General features: G+C 69.6%; 14 protein-coding genes. 11 read left to right on the forward strand and 3 right to left on the reverse strand.

Annotation, left to right across the window (positions count from 1 at the left end; translation table 11 throughout):
* The first annotated feature begins 28 nt into the window (after positions 1 to 28).
* The 5 genes from dapF (at position 29) to KBY95_RS02575 (ending at position 4,931) form a co-directional block, all read left to right on the forward strand.
* The gene (dapF, locus tag KBY95_RS02555) at positions 29 to 1,102 is read left to right on the forward strand and encodes a diaminopimelate epimerase (protein WP_254963277.1); all 1,074 of its coding nucleotides are present in this window, start codon (positions 29 to 31) and stop codon (positions 1,100 to 1,102) included.
* The gene (locus tag KBY95_RS02560) at positions 1,083 to 2,297 is read left to right on the forward strand and encodes a cysteine desulfurase family protein (RefSeq protein WP_254963106.1); all 1,215 of its coding nucleotides are present in this window, start codon (positions 1,083 to 1,085) and stop codon (positions 2,295 to 2,297) included. Before dapF ends, KBY95_RS02560 begins: the two co-directional genes overlap by 20 nt.
* Before the next feature lie 26 nt (positions 2,298 to 2,323).
* Positions 2,324 to 3,013, forward strand: coding sequence for a DUF1995 family protein (locus tag KBY95_RS02565; RefSeq protein ID WP_254963107.1), 690 nt, complete (start codon positions 2,324 to 2,326; stop codon positions 3,011 to 3,013).
* 63 nt (positions 3,014 to 3,076) lie between these two features.
* Positions 3,077 to 3,601, forward strand: coding sequence for a DUF4330 domain-containing protein (locus KBY95_RS02570; protein ID WP_254963108.1), 525 nt, complete (start codon positions 3,077 to 3,079; stop codon positions 3,599 to 3,601).
* Positions 3,602 to 3,677: 76 nt separating this feature from the next.
* Entirely contained in the window at positions 3,678 to 4,931 is a 1,254-nt protein-coding gene (locus tag KBY95_RS02575; RefSeq protein ID WP_254963109.1) for a D-alanyl-D-alanine carboxypeptidase/D-alanyl-D-alanine-endopeptidase, read from the forward strand.
* A 37-nt stretch (positions 4,932 to 4,968) separates the two neighbouring features.
* On the opposite strand, the gene KBY95_RS02580 is transcribed toward KBY95_RS02575, so the two are convergent.
* Together KBY95_RS02580 and coaD are read right to left on the reverse strand one after the other, a co-directional pair.
* Positions 4,969 to 5,916: a hypothetical protein gene (locus KBY95_RS02580; RefSeq protein WP_254963110.1), complete on the reverse strand. Its 948-nt coding sequence runs from the start codon at positions 5,914 to 5,916 to the stop codon at positions 4,969 to 4,971.
* On the reverse strand, positions 5,909 to 6,412 hold the full coding sequence (coaD, locus tag KBY95_RS02585; protein ID WP_254963111.1) for a pantetheine-phosphate adenylyltransferase: 504 nt from the start codon (positions 6,410 to 6,412) through the stop codon (positions 5,909 to 5,911). Before coaD ends, KBY95_RS02580 begins: the two co-directional genes overlap by 8 nt.
* A 67-nt stretch (positions 6,413 to 6,479) precedes the next feature.
* Between coaD and KBY95_RS02590 the strand changes: the two genes are divergently transcribed.
* From KBY95_RS02590 to KBY95_RS02615, 6 genes are all read left to right on the forward strand, one after another.
* Positions 6,480 to 6,971, forward strand: a complete 492-nt coding sequence (locus KBY95_RS02590) for a flavin reductase family protein (protein ID WP_254963112.1) — start codon at positions 6,480 to 6,482, stop codon at positions 6,969 to 6,971.
* A gap of 9 nt (positions 6,972 to 6,980) precedes the next feature.
* Entirely contained in the window at positions 6,981 to 8,981 is a 2,001-nt protein-coding gene (gene uvrC, locus KBY95_RS02595) for an excinuclease ABC subunit UvrC (RefSeq protein ID WP_254963113.1), read from the forward strand.
* Between the two features lie 74 nt (positions 8,982 to 9,055).
* Entirely contained in the window at positions 9,056 to 9,337 is a 282-nt protein-coding gene (locus KBY95_RS02600; RefSeq protein ID WP_254963114.1) for a hypothetical protein, read from the forward strand.
* Between the two features lies 1 nt (position 9,338).
* Positions 9,339 to 9,956 (forward strand): protoporphyrinogen oxidase HemJ, encoded by a 618-nt coding sequence (gene hemJ, locus KBY95_RS02605; RefSeq protein WP_254963115.1) that lies wholly within the window; start codon positions 9,339 to 9,341, stop codon positions 9,954 to 9,956.
* Positions 9,943 to 10,608 (forward strand): PHP domain-containing protein, encoded by a 666-nt coding sequence (locus KBY95_RS02610; protein WP_254963279.1) that lies wholly within the window; start codon positions 9,943 to 9,945, stop codon positions 10,606 to 10,608. Before hemJ ends, KBY95_RS02610 begins: the two co-directional genes overlap by 14 nt.
* A 29-nt stretch (positions 10,609 to 10,637) precedes the next feature.
* The gene (locus KBY95_RS02615) at positions 10,638 to 11,174 is read left to right on the forward strand and encodes a hypothetical protein (protein WP_254963116.1); all 537 of its coding nucleotides are present in this window, start codon (positions 10,638 to 10,640) and stop codon (positions 11,172 to 11,174) included.
* 27 nt (positions 11,175 to 11,201) lie between these two features.
* On the opposite strand, the gene cobN is transcribed toward KBY95_RS02615, so the two are convergent.
* Positions 11,202 to 14,930, reverse strand: a complete 3,729-nt coding sequence (gene cobN / locus KBY95_RS02620) for a cobaltochelatase subunit CobN (protein ID WP_254963117.1) — start codon at positions 14,928 to 14,930, stop codon at positions 11,202 to 11,204.
* Positions 14,931 to 14,966: the final 36 nt, after the last annotated feature.

Consider the following 14,966-nt stretch of genomic DNA (forward strand, 5'->3'; position numbering starts at 1 on the left):
CTCCAGGACTTACGGAACGGTGCTCCAGGTGCTCCAATTCAGCAAATATCAGGGTCTTGGGAATGACTTCTTACTGCTTGACGGGCGCAGCTTAGAGGATCCTGAGGACCTGTTCGGCTTGACCCCTGAGCTGGTGCAACGGCTCTGTGACCGGCGCTTCGGGGTCGGTGGCGATGGCGTGATCCTGGCCTTGCCGCCCCGGGAGGGCGGCGAACTGCGGATGCGGATCTTCAACGCCGATGGCACCGAGCCCGAGATGTGCGGCAACGGCATCCGCTGTCTGGCCCGCTTCCTGGCCGACAGCGACGGTGACGTCGCCCCTCGCCGCTGGGAGGTCGAGACCCTGGCCGGTCGCATCGTGCCGGCCCTGGCCGAGGACGGGCGCATCCGCGTTGACATGGGCGCCCCGTTCCTGACGCCGGAGACGATTCCCACCGGACTGGCCATGGGGGTGGAGGGGCTGCCGGTTGGGATGCTGGAAGTGCTGGGGGAGCCCATGGCCGTGGCGGCTGCCGGCATGGGCAATCCCCACGCCGTGGTGCCGGTGGATGACGTGGCAGCCATCGATCTGGAGACCCTGGGCGCCGCCCTGGAGGTGCACGAGGCCTTCCCGGCCCGGACCAACGTCCATTTCGTTGAGGTGATCGCCCCCAACCATCTGGTGATGCGGGTGTGGGAGCGGGGAGCCGGGCCCACCCTGGCCTGTGGCACCGGTGCCTGCGCCACCCTGGTGGCCTGCCACCTGCTGGGCCTGGCCGACCGCCAGGCCCGGCTCGATCTGCCCGGGGGGCCCCTGGAGATCGACTGGGAGGAGGCCAGCGGCCACGTCTTCATGACCGGCCCGGCCGAGGCGGTGTTCGACGGCGTGGTGGCCCCCTCAATGTTCGGGGTTGCCCTGGAGGCACGTCCCACCATTGATTGCGCGACGGTGTGCGTCAACGGCTGCCTCCGTCCCGAGGCCTGCGCCAGCGCCGAAGCCCGCGCCCGCGTCACGGCCCTGCTGGAGGGCCGCTCCCTCGATGATCTGGTGACCCTGGCTGGCGAGTCCCTGGAATCCCGCACCCGGGGCCGCCTCTGCCGTGATGAACCCGCCGCGCCCTGATATCCCTGGGACGGCAGGCCCCACCCGGGCGGTGTACCTGGACGCCTGCGCCACCAGCCCCCCGGCGCCGGAAGTGCTCGACGCCATGGACCGTGCCCACCGGGAGGCCTGGGCCAATCCCTCCAGCCTGCACGGCTTCGGCCTGGCGGCGGCGGACCGGCTGGAGCGCGACCGCCAGGCCCTGGCGTCACGCCTGGGCTGCGGCAGCGACGAGCTGGTGCTTGTATCGGGTGGCAGTGAAGCGATCCATGCCGCCCTGATCGGTTGCGCCGGCTGCCTGGAGCCCGGCCGGGTGCTGCTCTCGGCGGTGGAACATCCCGCCAGCTATGCCGCTGCCGACGCCATGGTGCGACGAGGTTGGCAGCGGCAGCTCCTGCCGGTGGATCGCCGTGGGGTGGTGGACCTGGAGGCCCTCGAGGCGCTTCTGCTGCCGCCGACCCGTCTGGTGTCGATCCTCTGGGGCCAGAGCGAGGTGGGCACGCTCCAGCCGATCACCCGCATCGGCGAGCTCTGCCGCCGGGCTGGCGTGTTGCTGCATGTGGACGGCGTTCAGGTGGTGGGTCACCAAAGCCTCGATTTCAGCCAGCTGCCGGTGGACCTGCTCAGCTGCGCGGCCCACAAGCTGCAGGGCCCCCGCGGTGTTGGCGCCCTGCTGGTGCGGCGCGGGCTCCGGCTGGACCCCCTGATCGGCGGAGCTCAGGAAGCGGGCCGCCGCGGCGGTACCGAGCCCGTGGCCCTGGTGGCGGGGTTTGCGGCGGCCCTGGCGCTGGCCGAGCAGCGTCTGGCGGCCCACGGCGGGCAAGACCCGATAAGGCCCCTGCGTGATCGGCTTCTGGAGGCACTGTTGCCACTCGAGGGGGTGGGCCTCAGCGGGCCAACACCGGACGACCCCTGCGGGCGCCTGCCCCATCACATCAGCCTGCTGGTGGCTGGCCCGGCGGGACGATCACTGAGCGGACGCCGGCTGGTGCGGGAGCTGGCCCGGCGGGGTTACGCCGTCAGCAGTGGATCCGCCTGCACCAGTGGCGGGACGGCGGCGGCCAGTGCCGTGCTGCTCGCCATGGGCTACAACCCCGAGGAGGCCGCCAGCGGCCTGCGACTCAGCCTGGGCCCCTGGCTTACCCCGGCAGATCTGGCCGACCTCCCGGCGGCCCTGGAGGAAGCACGCCGCAGTGTCGCCGCAGCGCCTGGGTAGGGTCCGCTCAGCTTTGTCGCACGCCGATGCTGCCTGCTGATCTGCGCACCGCCGAAGCCGAAGCCCGCGAGGCCCTGCAGGCGGCCCTGGCGTCCGGATCCGGAGGCCGGTGGACCGTGGAGTTCAGCTTCGAAGGCTTACGACTGCTGCCCGTGGTGCTGCGCCTGCTGGAAGGGCTGCTGACGGAGCGGCCCGCGTTGCGGCTGTTGTTCCCGGATGCCGGTGCCACGGCCCTGGCCCGCCGTGATGCTGCTGCCCTCGCCGATCGCATCGGCAGTTTCTCCGACCAGCGCCGGCTCCAGCAGCAGGAACCCTCCCGGGGGGTGCTGCTGCTGGTGGGGGCCAGCCAGGCGGAATACGACTTGGTGGAAGCGGTGTGCGGCGGCCACGGTGACAGCGTGGTGCTGATCAATCCATCACTGGAAGATGCCGCCATCGGCATCGGCAGCGTGGCGCGCCAGCGCCGCAAGGGTTTCCTGGCCGGCTGGCGGGCCGCCTATGCCCTGCTGCCCCAGTCCGACCGCGCCCTGCGCTGCGCCTACCCGGCCGAGTGGGAGCTCTACCGGCTTGACCCCGACGGTTATCGGCTGGCCGGGCGCTTCGAGCAGAAACCCGATGCCGAGCAGCAGGAGCTGGCCCTCAGCGGCGGGCAGGAGCCTGGCCTGGGGAGCAACCTGCGGGCCCTTGGCCAGATGATCGAAGACCTGCAGAACTGACCCGCCGGCCCGGCTGGTGCATCCCGGAAAGGCTGCGTACACTTCGCTGGCTTTCAGGTGCCCATGCCCAGCGATTCGCCCCGCTCCCGTTCCTGGAGTCTCATCGACCTCGGTGCTGCCGTCGCGGCGCTGCTGGCGATCGGGGGCGTGATCTGGAGTCCCCGTCTGAGCGGGGCCGTGGCCCAGGCGACCGGGGCGCTTGAGCCCGTCACTGTGATGGTGGATGTGCGTGGTGCCCCAGCCGCCTCCCCCCTTGAGCTCCTGCAACAGATCCGCCAGGAGGCCAAGGTGGCGATCGTGATTCGCAACCAGCCCCACGGCAGCGTGGCTGTGAAGCAGATCATTCCCTTTGACCGGATCATCTCCACCCTCACCCCAGACGGGAAAGTGGTGAGTGCTCCCGATCCCAACCAGAAGACCTTCAGCACCTTTGATGGGCGTTTCGTCCTTGAAGGCCAGGGCCGTCGCACCGGCGGCGGGGTTGTCTTCGGCAACCAAACGATCAAGATCGGTGCCCCGGTGGAGCTGGAGGGGACCAACTTCCGCTTCAACGGCACCGTCACGGATCTGAAACTCGGAGCCTCCTGAGATGACTGCGCCTGTCCGCCGATCCCCTGGGTTCCGTCGCCCCCACCGCCCGCTGAGGGCGGCAGCCATCCTGCTGATGGCCGGGAGCACCAGTCCCCTGGGCACGGCGGCCTGGGCCCAGAACGCCCCGGCGCTGCCCTCACCCAGGGCCCTGCGCCCCCTGCCGATGGCCGCCTTGCCGGAGGCGCCGCCCCCGGTGGGGATGCCGCGGTTGGCCGGGGAGGTCAGCTGTCCGTTGCTGCAACGTCAGGTGGCCCAGGCCCTGGGGTCGGAACAGTCCCGCTGGAGCGTCAGCGTCGCCGACGGCCGTGGACGTCTGCTGGCCGATGTCAACGGGCGCCTGCCCAGGGTGCCGGCTTCCAACCAGAAACTGATCAGCACCGCCTTCGCCCTCGACCGGCTCGGCCCCGACTACCGGCTCACCACCCAGTTGTGGCGTCTCCAGGACGGCACCCTGCGCATGGTCGGCCAAGGGGATCCCGATCTGGCCCTGCCCCAGTTGAAGCGTTTTGCCCAGCTGGCCCTGGCGACCGGCAGCCCCGTGCGGCTGGAGCTGGCGGAGGAAGCTCCCCAGAACTGGTGGCCGAGTGGCTGGCATCCAGGGGATCGCGTCTACGCCTACGGCGCCCCGATCACCCGGCTGGCCATCACCAGCAACGCCATCGATGAGGCGGTGAGCAATCCCGCCTCGCGGTTGCAGACCCTTTTGCGCCGCTCCATGACCCAGAGCGGCGGCCAGCAGGTGCAGCTGGCCCTCGTCTCGGCGCGGCAGCCGCTCCCCAGCGACGCCGTCCTGCTGCATGAGGAGCCCTCCACTTCAATGCACGGCCTGCTCAGCCTGGCCAACACCGAAAGCCACAACTTCACCTCCGAAGTGTTGCTGCGACAGGCCGCCGGCACCTGGGACCTGGCCGAAGCCAGTCGCCGTACGTTTCTCTGGCTGAACGACCAGGGCTTGCCGATGGAGGGTGTCCGGATCGCCGACGGCAGCGGCTTGGATCGCGCCAATCGACTCACCAGCCGTTTCCTGGTGGCCCTGCTGCTGCGCATGGATCACCATCCCTACTCCAGGGATTACCTCAGTTCCATGGCCATCGCCGGTCGGCGGGGCACGCTGCGCAATCTCTACAAGGGCACCAGCCTGGACGGCCAGTTCTTCGCCAAGACCGGCACTCTGACGGGCGTGCGCTCGATCAGCGGCGTTCTCCAGACCACGGATGGCCCCCGCTACGTGAGCGCCGTGTCCGCCGGGGCGGGGGCTCCTAACACCACCATCGGCCGTGTGCTGCGCCAGATCCAGTCCGCGGGGGCCTGTCAACCCGCGTTCTGAGCTTTCGGAGCGCCCCAGGACTCCGGGCGCTCCAGCCTCAGCTGGCCAGGCCCCGGCTGGCGGCGCGCTTGAGACGGCCGGCGGCACGTCGGGCCCTGTCGACCGTGGCGTTCTCCAGCGGGATCGGAGCTTCGGGGCTGCGGCTGGCGGCGGCTGTCTCCTGGCCCTGGAGCCGCACCAGTTCGCGCCGACCACCCAGGACCACCTGGCTGAGTTCCTTGAGGCGCACCTCGAGTTCCCCTAAGACCTGCTCCGCGTAGCGGTTGGAGCCCTCCTGGATCGCTGCAGCCTCCTGGCGGCTGCGGGCGATCAGGGCATCGCACTGCTGCTGGGTCTGCTGGCGGAACTGCAGGGCGTCGGCATGCAGGCGCTCGGCTTCGGTCTGGCTTTCACGCTGAAGGCGCAGACCCTCCTGGCGGATACCTTCAAGATCCTGCAGGGCCTGGGCCCGGCCGCGTTCGTGCTGCTCCAGCAGTTGGCGGTTACGTTCTGCTGCCTCCTGCTCCAGCTGCTGGCGACGCTGCTGGGCTTCCTGCTCCAGCTGCTGACGGCGGCCAGCGAACTGCTGCTCGAACTGGGCCATCCGGGCCTGATGCTCCTGTTCGGTCTGGGCCACCTGCTGGCGGGCCTGCAGCACCATCTGCTCACATTGCTGGCGGGCCAGTTCACGCTGTTCCGTCACCTGGCGCTCGGCCTCCTGGCGGATCGCGGCGGCATTGATCAGCTGCTCCCGCTCCCGCCGCGCCTGGGTGACGATTTCCTCGGCCTGCAGCCTGGCCTTCTCGATGAAGCCTTCCCGCTGGCGGATCAGGTCGTCGGCCTGGGAGATCTGCCCCGGCAGGGCCTCCCGCAAGGCATCCATCATCTCAATGGCGTCCTGCTCGTTGACCAGCCGTCCGCCGCTGAACGGGATCCTGCTGCCTTCGAGGACGATGTCCTCCAGCTGATCCAGCTGGTCGAGAACGGAGAAACGGACTTCAGCCATATGGGGTTTCCGGCGCTGCCTGTCGATTAAAGAGCTTCTCCAGGTCGATCGCCACTCCCGGCGGGACCATGTGGGCGACATCTCCACCGAAGCGGGCCACCTCCTTCACCACCGAGCTGCTCAGAAAGCTGTGGTGCGCTGAGGTGGCCATGAACAGGGTCTCGACGCGGGGGGCCAGGGTCCGGTTGGTGTGTGCGATCTGCAACTCAAATTCGAAGTCGCTCATGGCCCGCAGCCCCCGCAGGATCACCTGGGCGCCGCAGGTCTGGGCGTAGGTCACGGTGAGACCGTCGAAATGACCCACCTCGATGCCCCCCATCCCTTCCGTGGCCGTGCGGATCTGCTCCAGCCGGCGCTCGAGGGGGAAACTGGGTTGCTTGGAGGGGTTCATCAGCACCGCCACCACAACACCATCGAAAAGGTGCGCCGCCCTCTCGATCAGGTCGAGGTGGCCGAGGGTGAGGGGATCGAAACTGCCGGGGTAGAGGGCTCGCATGCCCCCAGCCTATGGAGACGGGCCCAGGCGGGTTCCTAGAGTCGTCCCATCCCTGCCGGCCACCCCCATGACTGACGTTGTTCTGGACGCGGCCGCCAAGAAGTCGTTGCTGCGCAAGATTCCCCATGGTGTGTTCATCTGCGGCGTGGCCGAAGGCGTGGAGGTGAACGGCTTCACCGCCAGCTGGGTCACCCAGGGCTCCTTTGAGCCGCCCTTGGTGGTGATGGCGGTGCGTGCTGACTCCACCAGCAACGGCATGATCCAGCGCAGCGGGCGCTTCTGCCTCAATGTGTTGGCCGCCGATCAGAAGGACCTGGCGGCCGTGTTCTTCAAGCCCCAGAAGGGGGTGGGCGGACGTTTCGACGCCGCTCCGTTCAGTCTGGGGCCCCTGGGTTTGCCGGTTCTGGACGACGCCCTTGGCGCCGTGGAGTGCACCGTGGTGGGCCAGGTGTCCCATGGAGACCACACCGTGTTCGTGGGGGAGGTGAAGACGGCGACCCTGCACCGCGATGCCCCCGCCCTGGAACTGTCCGCCACGGGCTGGCAGTACGGCGGTTGAGGCGCCGCCATGGCTGAGCCGGTCGGGACTCCGGGCGGGGACGTCGTCGGGCCGCTGCTGCTGCAGCGTGAGCGGCTGTCGGCCCGATTGCGGGAGCTGCCGGCGGAGCCGGGCTGCTATCTGATGCGGGATGCGAGCGACCGCATCCTCTACATCGGCAAGTCGAAAAGCCTGCGGGCGCGGGTGCGCAGCTACTTCCGCAACTCCCACGACATCAGCCCCCGCATCGCCCTGATGGTGCGGCAGGTCTGTGAGATCGAGTTCATCGTCACCGACAGCGAGGCGGAGGCGCTGGCGCTGGAATCGAACCTGATCAAGAACCACCAGCCCCATTTCAATGTCCTGTTGAAGGACGACAAGAAATACCCCTACCTCTGCATCACCTGGAGCGAGGCCTACCCGCGCATCTTCATCACGCGCCGCCGCCGCCATCGCAGCCCGTTGGATCGCTTCTATGGGCCCTATGTGGATGTGGGGCTGTTGCGCCGCACCCTGGCGGTGGTCAAGCGGGTCTTTCCCCTGCGCCAGCGTCCCCAGCCCCTCTACCGCGACCGCACCTGCCTCAACTTCGACATCGGCCGCTGTCCGGGGGTCTGCCAGGAGAAGATCGGTTCGGACGACTACCACCGCATTCTGCGCAAGGTGGCGATGGTGTTCCAGGGTCGCAATGACGAACTGCTCACCCTCCTGCGGCAGCAGATGGACCGCTATGCCGAGCGGCTGGATTTTGAGGCCGCTGCCCGGGTGCGCGACCAGCTGCAGGGCCTTGATCTGCTCACCGCCGATCAGAAGATGAGCCTGGGTGACAGCTCCGTCAGCCGCGATGTGATCGCCCTGGCGGCGGATGATCGGGTGGCGGCGGTGCAGATCTTCCAGATGCGTGCCGGAAAGCTGGTGGGCAGGCTGGGCTACACCGCCGATGCGGCCATCGCCACACCGGCCGAGGTGCTGCAGCGGGTGGTCGAGGAGCACTACAGCCAGGTAGAGCCCGTGGAGATTCCTCCGGAACTGGTGTTGCAGCATGCGCTGCCGGCCCAGGAGTTGATCGGCGAGTGGCTGGCGGAGCGGCGGGGCCGCAAGGTGCGACTGGCCGTGCCCCAACGGCGCCAGAAGGCCGACCTGATTGAACTGGTGGAGCGCAATGCCGGCTTCGAACTGGCCCGGGCCCAACGCGGGGCGGAGCACCAGCAACTGGCCACCGAAGACCTGGCCCAGCTGCTGGAGCTGCCGGTGCCGCCCCGGCGGATCGAGGGCTACGACATCAGCCACATCCAGGGCAGCGACGCGGTGGCCTCCCAGGTGGTCTTCATCGACGGCCTGCCGGCCAAGCAGCACTACCGCAAATACCGGATCCGCAGCAGCAGCATCCGCGCCGGCCATTCCGACGACTTCATGGCCATGGCCGAGATCATGCGGCGGCGTTTCCGCCGCTGGTCCCAGGCCAAGGCGGAAGGGGCCGACCTGGCCGCCCTGCGCCGGGCCGGTGCCTCGGCCCTCCACACCGATGGCCTCAGTGATTGGCCGGATGTGGTGATGATCGATGGTGGCAAGGGCCAGCTGTCGGCGGTGATGGAGGCGCTGCGGGAGCTGGATCTGCACGAGGAACTGACCGTCTGTTCCCTGGCCAAGCAACGGGAGGAGGTGTTCCTGCCCGGCGCCAGCCAGCCCCTCGACACCGAGGTCGACCAGCTGGGCGTGGTGCTGCTGCGGCGGCTGCGGGACGAGGCCCACCGCTTCGCCGTGAGCTACCACCGCCAGCAGCGGGGCGAGCGGATGAAGCGTTCCCGTCTCAGCGACATCGCCGGGCTGGGTCCGAAGCGGGTGAAGGACCTGCTGGCCCACTTCCGCTCCATCGACGCCATCCAGCTGGCCACTTCCGAGCAGATCGCCGCCGTCTCCGGGATCGGACCGGCGATGGCGCGTCAGGTGTGGGAGCACTTCCATCCCCCGATGGACGGACCCGAAGGCCTCGGCGAAGGGGAGGACGCCCCGATGGAGCTGGCGGGATGACGTCAGGCTTGAGGCTGCCTTCGGTGCGTCGGAGTTCGGTTGGGTTTTGGGCTGGATGGCTGCTGGCCCTGCTGTTGCTGCCTTGGTTCCCCCGGGGCGTGCTGGCCGCACCAGGCCTCTGCGTCGGGCCGGTCTGTGGCGACGAGATCAGCCGCAGTGCCACACACCCCTGGCAGCTGAAGCTGCGGGTCAGCGACCAGGATCGCCACCGGGAGCGGATCGTGGTGGATTGCCGCAATGGAGGCATCAGTCCGCAGTTGGGGCCCGTGGACCGGGCCTACGCCGCCGCCGTAGCCCGTCGCTACTGCCGACTAACTTGGCAATCCAATGCGAGTTCCGGTTCCCCCAGGCCCTGACATGACGCTCCCGCTGCCCCTGGCCTTGAGCTGGCCCCCCGAGGCCTACCTCTGGTTCAAGACGCTCCACATCGTCGGGGTGGTGGTGTGGTTCGCCGGGCTGTTCTACCTGGTGCGGCTGTTCATCTACCACCGGGAGGCGGCTGAGTTGGATCCCCCCCTGCGACAGGCCTTCGAGGCCCAGTACGGCCTGATGGAGCGACGCCTGGCCAACATCATCACCACCCCGGGCATGGTGGTGGCCGTGGCCATGGCCGTGGGTCTGCTGGTGGTGGAACCGCTCTGGCTGAAACAGGCCTGGATGCACGCCAAGCTGGCCTTCGTGGCGGCCCTGCTCGCCTATCACTGGTTCTGTTACCGGCTGATGGGCCAGCTGCAGCGCGGTGCGTGCCACTGGAGCGGCCGCCAGCTGCGGGCCCTCAACGAACTGCCCACCCTGCTCCTGGTGCTGGTGGTGATGCTGGTGGTGTTCAAGAACCAGTTCCCCACCGGCGCTGCCACCTGGTTCCTTGTTGCCCTGGTGGTGGCCATGGCCGCCTCCATTCAGTTCTATGCCCGCTGGCGGCGCTTGCGCAGCGAACGGCTGGCCCAGCAGGAGAGTGGTGGTGCTGCGGCCTGAAGCTCTCGCCCATCCCCTGACGCCGGTGCTGCGGCAGGTGCAGGCCGACAGCTGCCCGGACCGGCTCAACTTCCATTGCCACACCATCTGCAGCGACGGCAGTCTCCACCCGGAAGCGCTGGCGGCGGAAGCCGTGGCCATTGGCCTGGAGCACCTGGCGGTGACCGATCACCACGCCCTCGCGGCCCATGGGGCCATTGCCGCGTCCCTTGTCGACCACCGCCAGCGGGGCGCGGCGACGCCCACCCTCTGGCGCGGGGTGGAAATCAGCTGCCTGCTCGAGGGGTGCCTGGTGCACGTACTGGGGCTGGGTTTCGCCGCTGAGCATCCCTCCCTCCATCCCTACCTGCAGGGCACCTCCGTGGTGGGGCCGGCCCTGTTGGCCGAAGCGGTGGTGGGGGCGATCCGGGCCGCCGGAGGCCTGGCCCTGCTGGCCCATCCCGCCCGCTACCGCCTGCCCCACCAGCGCCTGATTGCGGCGGCGGCGGATCTGGGCTTCGACGGGGCCGAAGTCTGGTACGACTACGCCATGCAGCCCCGCTGGCAACCCACCGAACTGGTTTGCGAGGCGATCGCGGCGGATCTGGAACGGCGGGGCCTTCTGATGAGTTGTGGTACAGATACCCATGGGCTGGTGCTCCGTGGCCGCTAGGGTTTGCTGACACGTTTCTGCATGCGTCGATGGGCCTGTTCGATCGTCTGTTCGGTTCCCGTGCCGCCTCGGTGACCAAGCCTGAGGTTGCGGCCAAGGCCAAACCCAAGGCCGAGACTTTCTTCCTCGATCCCGAGGCTTCCACCAGCCTGGGCGATGTCCAGTTCATGAAGCGGTCGAACACGATCCGCCGCACCTTTCCCGGCAACGCCGACAGCCCCGGGGACAAGGAGATGGTGGCGGAAGTGGCCTCGATGCAGGCCCGGGTCGAGAAGATGACCCCTGGCCTGGCTGGTATTCAGCCCGCCGAAAAGGGATCCGTGAACCTCACCGGTGGCATCCCCAAACCCGTCAAGAAGACCTTCGCCCAGACGATGAGCGCCGCTGAGCTCGGTCAGCGCATGAAAGGGTCTGCCGTGACCCCTACCAACGTGCCTGGCGCAGCGGCGGCAGCCAAGCAACAGAAGGAAACTGAGGCCCAGAGCCAGCCGAAGATCAGCCAGCAGCCCGCCAAACCCGGTAACACCGACCCCTTCCGCTCGATGGCGCGGGATCTCGACATCTGAATCCCCTGAAGGGAGCGAGGGCCTGGCTCAGCGCTGCTCCACCAGGCCCTCGCTCTCCAGCACCAGGGCCCGCAGCCGCTCCAGCCGCTGCGGGTCGGCCCCTTCCCACAGGCCCCGGTTGTGGGCCTCAAGCAGCCGTTCGGCCATGTCCCGCAGGGCCCAGGGATTGGAGCGGCCCAGAAACTCCCGCACGGCCCCGTCCTCCAGCCAGGCGGCGCTGATGGCGCCGTAGCCCCAGTCCGGCACCCGCCCGGTGCTGGCGTCATAGGCAAACAGGTAATCCAGGCTGGCGGCCATTTCGAAGCCTCCCTTGTAGCCGTGGCCCTGCATGGCTTCGATCCAGCGGGGATTGAGCAGGCGGGAGCGCAGCACCTTGTCAAATTCGCGCTCGACGCGGTGCATCCGGGGACGCTCGCTGCGGGAATGGTCGCCGAACCAGAGGGCCGGGGCCTGGCCCTGGAGCCGCTCGGCGGCGGCGCTGAGACCGCCCTGGAACTGGTAGTAGTCATCGGAATCCAGCAGATCGTGCTCCCTGTTGTCCTGGTTGTGAAGCACCACCTGCACCTGGGCCAGTCGCCGTTCAAGGCCGCTCCGGTCCGCCGTGGCGGCGATGGCCCCGCCATTTGCCCCATCGCAGGGATCGCCGTCGTAGCGCCAGGCGCTCCAGTTCAGAAAAGCCTCGCCCAGATCGCCGCGCCCCTCCCAGTGGCCGCTGTCGATCAGGCCCTGCAGCCCGGCCCCGTAGGCCCCGGGCGCCGATCCGTAGATGCGCCCGCCTTGGCCCTCCATCCGGGCTGAAGCGGCCAGGGGGTTGTCTTCGGGATCCTCGTCCAGGGCCGCCACCAGGCGAGTGGCTCGGTTGAACCAGCCCACCAGCTGGGGGAAGGCATCGCGGAACAGGCCGGAGATGCGCAGGGTCACATCCACCCGGGGGCGGCCGAGCAGGCTTAAGGGGATCACTTCCACATCCACCAGCCGACGTGTGGGGCCATCCCAGACTGGCCGCACGCCCATCAGGGCCAGGGCCTGGCCGATGTCTTCGCCGCCGTTGCGCATGGTGGCGGTCCCCCACACCGAAAGGGCCAGGCTGCGCAGGTCGTCGCCCTGCTCCTGCAGGTGGAGCTGCAGCAGCAGCTCGGCGCTGCGCCGTCCCAGGTCCCAGGCGGCCTCCGTCGGCAGGCCGCGCAGGTCGACGCTGTAGAAGTTGCGACCGGTGGGCAGCAGGTCCGGTCGGCCGCGGGTCGGGGCTCCCGAGGGCCCGGCGGCGATGCGGCCTCCGGCCAGCCCCGTGAGCAGGGCCCGACGCTCCGCCTCGCCACAGGCCAGCAAGGGCGGCAGCAGGGCCTGGCGCAGATGCTGCAGGGCCCGTTCGGTGGCGGGCCCCTGGGGCCGTACAGCCCCAGGAGCAGCGTCGGCCAGCTGGTCGCTGACCAGGGCCAGGGCGAGCCCTTCCAGCACGGCGACCCCGTCGCCGGCATGGCGCAGCAGGCCGCCTGGATGGGCATGGCCGGCCAGCCGGGCCCGGTCGGCGGCGGACAGGGTGGCCTCCTCCGGATCGGCCCAGGGGTCGAGATCGAGTCCAAGGTCGAGGGCCAGGGCCTGGGTGAGGCCCGGCTGCCCCGCCTGGGGCGCCCTGGCCAGGCACAGCAGCAGTTCGGCCAGCTTCGCCGGCGCTGGCAGGGTACCGAAGGTGTGCAGGCCCAGCCGGATCTGGGCTTCCTTGAGTTCACAGAGGTAGCCGTCAGCCGCCTCCAGGCGCGCTTCCAGATCCGCCTGGGCCATGGCGGGAAGTTGCAGTTGCTCCAGCAGGGTGCCCAGGCGCTCCCGCAGCAGCGGGGCCCGGGCGCTGCCCAGCTGCCGCGCCTCCCAGTACTCATCCAGCAGGGCCTCCAGGCCCTGCAGGTCACCGTGCAGGCCGGCCCGGCCCAGGGGCGGGGTCAGGTGGTCGAGGATCACCGCCTGGGCGCGGCGCTTGGCCTGGCTGCCTTCGCCCGGGTCGTTGACGATGAAGGGGTACAGGTGCGGCAGGGGCCCCAGGGCCCATTCGGGGAAGCAGTCCTGCGACAGCCCCAGCCCCTTGCCGGGCAGCCATTCGAGGTTGCCGTGCTTGCCCACGTGCACCACCACCTGGGCGCCGAAGCTCTGGCGCAGCCACAGATATTGGGCCAGGTAGGCGTGGGTGGGGGGCAGATCGGGGCTGTGATAGCTGAGGCTCGGATCTCGGTCGTAGCCGCGCTCGGGCTGGATCAGCAGCAGCACCTGGCCGAAGCGCAACCCCCGCACAGGAAAGCCAGGGCCGCCACCACCCGCTTCCAGACCCGCATCGGCATCGGGTGGCCCCCAGACCGCCTCCAGCCGCTGCCGGCCCTCCACCGGCAGGGTGGCGTACCAGGCCCGGTAGGTGGCCAGGGGCAGGTGGTCCAGGGGAGGGCGATGGCCGCTCTCCGGGTCATTGCTGCGGCCCTCCAGGAGGCGGTGGATGAGGGCATCGCCATCGGCTGGCCGATCGGCGGGCGTCCCCAGGTCGTAGCCGGCCTCCGCCAGCCAGCCGAGCATCAGGGCGGCGCTGGCTGGGGTGTCCAGCCCGACGCCATTGGCCAGGCGACTGTTGCGGTTGGGGTAGTTGGCCAGCACCAGGGCTACGCGGCGTTCGGGGGCCGGCGTCAGCCGCAGGCGGGTCCAGGCGCCGGTGAGCTGGGCGATCCAGTCAAGCCGCTCCCGGTCCGGTTCATAGCGGTGCAGGGCCGTGGCCAGGTTGTCGCTGGTGCAGCTGCGCTCCTTGAAGGCCCCCACCCGGGTGGTGAGACGCCCATCCAGTTCCGGCAGGGCCACCTGCAGGCTGAGGTCGAGCGGGGCCAGGCCGATGCTGCTCTGCTGCCAGGCCTCCCGGCTGCGGCCGCTGCACAGCACCTGCAGCACCGGTACCCCCAGCCGTTCCCACAGGGGGGCTCCCAGGCCCGCCTCCTCAAATGACACCGAAGCAAAGCCCGTGCCGCAGAGCACCGCCTGCACCTGCTCCCGCCCCAGCAGGTCCGCCACACCCCGCTGCACGGCCCCATCCCGCAGGCTGCTGACCCACAGGGCCCGGGGCGCCAGCCCCCGGCCACGCAGGGCCGCCAGGAGCGCCTCCATCAGGGCCAGATCACCTGCTTGCCAGAGGGCCCGGTAGAGGATCACCCCCACCCGGGAGCCGGGATCGTCGCGCCAGTCCTGGGGCAGGGGATCGGCGGCGGGCGTGGGGCAGGGCGGCGCGGGGCGTTCGCCGGCCAGCAGGGCCGCCAGGGTCCGGAGCAACAGGCGCAGGTTGGCGGCTCCCCCCTCCCGCAGGCAGGCCGCACAGCCCAGGGCCAGGGGGCCATCGAGGCTGCCGAGGCAGGCCAGGGCCTGCTCCTCCTCGGCCGTGCCGGCCAGCACCAGCAGCTGGCGCCCCTCACCGTTGCCGACCCAGTGGCGCAGACACTCCAGTCCGTAGCTCCAATGGCCGCGTCCCCCCAGGAGCCGCACCACCACCAGCCGAGTGGTGGCCAGGCTGCTGGCCACGTAGTGGTCGATCACCGCCGGGTGCTGCAGGGCCGAGAGGTTGAGGGCCCTCAGCGGGGCCGGCAACAACGTCGGCTCGGCCTCCAGCAACTGCGACACCGCCAGCAGATCCGTGTCGGCGCTGCTGAGCAGCACCACCGGGGCCGGTGGCTGTTCCACGAAGAGGGCCCCGTCGTCCTCCGTCCTGTCCCCGGGTATGGACGCGAGTCGATGCATCACCCCATCCTGCCGAACGCGGTGAGAAGATCGCAT

The sequence above is a fragment of the Cyanobium sp. Aljojuca 7A6 genome (genome assembly GCF_024346455.1).
GTDB lineage: Bacteria > Cyanobacteriota > Cyanobacteriia > PCC-6307 > Cyanobiaceae > Cyanobium.

Excerpts from the sequence above, each read along its gene's own strand:
- KBY95_RS02560 (WP_254963106.1), top strand. The coding sequence starts at position 1,083 with ATGAACCCGCCGCGCCCTGATATCCCTGGGACGGCAGGCCCCACCCGG.
- KBY95_RS02565 (WP_254963107.1), top strand. The coding sequence starts at position 2,324 with ATGCTGCCTGCTGATCTGCGCACCGCCGAAGCCGAAGCCCGCGAGGCC.
- KBY95_RS02570 (WP_254963108.1), top strand. The coding sequence starts at position 3,077 with ATGCCCAGCGATTCGCCCCGCTCCCGTTCCTGGAGTCTCATCGACCTC.
- KBY95_RS02575 (WP_254963109.1), top strand. The coding sequence starts at position 3,678 with ATGGCCGGGAGCACCAGTCCCCTGGGCACGGCGGCCTGGGCCCAGAAC.
- KBY95_RS02580 (WP_254963110.1), bottom strand. The coding sequence starts at position 5,916 with ATGGCTGAAGTCCGTTTCTCCGTTCTCGACCAGCTGGATCAGCTGGAG.
- coaD (WP_254963111.1), bottom strand. The coding sequence starts at position 6,412 with ATGCGAGCCCTCTACCCCGGCAGTTTCGATCCCCTCACCCTCGGCCAC.
- KBY95_RS02590 (WP_254963112.1), top strand. The coding sequence starts at position 6,480 with ATGACTGACGTTGTTCTGGACGCGGCCGCCAAGAAGTCGTTGCTGCGC.
- uvrC (WP_254963113.1), top strand. The coding sequence starts at position 6,981 with ATGGCTGAGCCGGTCGGGACTCCGGGCGGGGACGTCGTCGGGCCGCTG.
- hemJ (WP_254963115.1), top strand. The coding sequence starts at position 9,339 with ATGACGCTCCCGCTGCCCCTGGCCTTGAGCTGGCCCCCCGAGGCCTAC.
- KBY95_RS02615 (WP_254963116.1), top strand. The coding sequence starts at position 10,638 with ATGGGCCTGTTCGATCGTCTGTTCGGTTCCCGTGCCGCCTCGGTGACC.
- cobN (WP_254963117.1), bottom strand. The coding sequence starts at position 14,930 with ATGCATCGACTCGCGTCCATACCCGGGGACAGGACGGAGGACGACGGG.